This is a genomic window from Nocardia amamiensis, from assembly GCF_015477605.1.
GTDB classification, from domain to species: domain Bacteria; phylum Actinomycetota; class Actinomycetes; order Mycobacteriales; family Mycobacteriaceae; genus Nocardia; species Nocardia amamiensis_A.
Map to the genome: position 1 here is coordinate 1 of NZ_JADLQX010000221.1, position 496 is coordinate 496.

Sequence of the window (496 nt, forward strand, 5' to 3'; positions counted from 1 at the left end):
CTGGTGCTGCGAACCGCGGTCAATGCCGGTGACTCCTTCGCCGACCTGCTCGCCCAGGCCCGCGAGACCGATCTGCACGCGTTCGCGCACGCGGACGTGCCGTTCGAGCGGTTGGTCGAGGTGCTCAACCCGGCCCGCTCGCAGGCGCGGCACCCGCTGTTCCAGGTGATGCTGACCTTCCAGAACACCAGGCAGGCCAGCTTGGAGCTGCCCGGTCTCTCGGTCAACGGCATCGACTACGACGCCCGCCTGGCCAAGTTCGATCTGCAGCTGACCCTCTCGGAGACCCAGGACGAACTGGGCGACTCGGCGGGCATGTCGGCCGAGTTCTCCTACGCGCTGGACCTTTTCGACGAACCGACCGTCGCGGCGTTCGCCCGCCGCCTCGATCGCGTCCTCGCGGCCGTGACCGCCGATCCGACCGTCCCGATCGGTGACATCGACCTGCTCGCGCCCGAGGAGCACGCGCGGGTGCTGGTCGATTGGAACGACACCG

General features: G+C 69.0%; 1 protein-coding gene. It reads left to right on the plus strand.

The window, feature by feature from the left end:
* On the plus strand, positions 1-496 hold a 496-nt coding region (locus IU459_RS37570; protein ID WP_195134313.1), incomplete at both ends, for a condensation domain-containing protein.